The organism is Micromonospora sp. ATLC20, assembly GCF_057196585.1.
Map to the genome: position 1 here is coordinate 1 of NZ_JBXUOV010000364.1, position 1766 is coordinate 1766.

The following is a 1766-nucleotide window of genomic DNA, read 5'->3' on the forward strand; positions in this document are numbered from 1 at the left end:
GGCCGGGGCGCTACCGGCGGCGCCGCCCGCCGGCGAGCTGCCGGACGAGGAGGCGTTCGAGGTTCCGGCCGGCTGGCGACGGATGCTGGTCCCGCGCCGGGGTGGCGCACCGGGCCCGGCCCTGCCGAGCGCCGCGAAGGGCCGGGCCGCCGGGCGGAAGGTGCTGGACTCGGTGGCCGCCCAGGTCGCCGCCACCGCGCGGGCCACCGACGATCCCGAGCTGGGCCCGGCGCTGCGCGGCTACCTGGACGGCGAGCCCGGCCCGCTGGGCGGTGCCGCGCTGGTGGCGGCGGTGGCGGTGGCGCTCGGCTATCACGGGCGCGACCAGCAGGGGGTGGCCCTCGCCGACCTGCTGGTCGCCGATCTCGGCCCGGTCGGCGCGGCGGTCGCCGCGACCGGGCAGATCACCGTGGCGGCCACCGGGTCGGCGTCCCCGCTTCTGCTGAACCGCACCGAGGCGGAGAAGTCACACAACTACGGCCACTGGCGTCTGCGCCAGTCCGTGCTGCGCCGGGTCCGGGCGCACCTCGCGGCGGCCGGTGACGCCGACTACGCCGCCGCCCGCACCGCGCTGGTCCCGTACCGGTCCGGGCCGCTGGCGACGCGGGCGGTCACCTCGTTCCTGCTGCCGACCGAGCGGGAGTGGGTGGCCCAGGACGTCGCCGACGTGGCGCGCGACGGGGGCCCGTTCCTCGCCGAGTTGCTGCTCGCCGCGGTCGACGACGTGGACGCCATCCACGCCCTCGCCGGGCACCTGCAGGTCTACCGGCTGATGTACGACCAGGCGCCGATCGTCACCGCCACCACCGCGGTCGGGCCACCCGTCGCGCCGGTGCTGGCCGGGTGGTTCGACCACGAACACACCGGCGCGGACGGGCGGCAGCGTCTGGTGTCGCTGCTGGCGGCCCTGCCCGGCGACGAGCCGATGACGGCGCTGCTGGACCGGCTGGACCGCAGGTACGTCCCGCCCGCGGTGACCGAGATGCTGCGCCGCTTCCCGGTGCGCGGCGTGCGCCTGCTGTCCGCCGCCGCCGAGGGGCGCAGCCCGGCCGCGCGGGAGGCCGCCACGTTGCTGCGCGCGCACGTGCTGGCCAACCCGGCCGCCGTCGAGGCGGCGCTGCCGGCGCTGAACCCGGCGCAGCGGGAGCGGGTCGAGCGGATCCGCGACGACGCGTCCGCGCTGCCGGTCGCCGGGCCGGACCGGCTGCCGCCGGTGCTGGTGACGCCGCCCTGGTCGGTCCGGCGCCCACGAGCCACCCCGCCTGTGGTGGACGGGCTGGAGCGGCCCGCCGGGTCCACCGTGGCCTGGCTGCCGGGGGAGCGGGAACGATGGGCCGCGATCGTGCCCGGCTGGGCCGGTCACTGGCACGGGAACGACCTGGGCGCGCTCGCCACCGAGGTCGCCGCCGGGCGGGCCGGATCGTACGCGGCGATCCACTTCTTCGTGCGGGCCACCGAGGAGCTCGCCCGGCCGCTGCTGCCGTCCTGGCGGCCCGACGAGTCCTGGGGCGCCGACCGCTGGATGCTGCGCCTCGCCGGCCGGTACGAGCTGGACGCGCTACCCACCGCGCTGCACCTGGCTCGCACCGCGCCGAAGAGCGTCGGCGAGGTGCTGCTGCCGTACGCCGACGGTGAGGTCGCCGACCTGATGGCCGACTGGCTCGACCGGCTCAAGACGGTCCGCCCGATCGCCCGGGCCTGGCTGCGGCGGCACCCGGATTACGCCGTGCGGGCGCTGCTGCCGGCGGCCCTGGGCACTCCCGGCC

At 78.3% G+C, this 1766-nt stretch carries 1 pseudogene; it reads left to right on the forward strand.

What is annotated here, in order from left to right:
- A pseudogene (locus tag AC2CHG_RS31285) lies at positions 1–1766 on the forward strand (DUF4132 domain-containing protein); the annotation flags it as partial.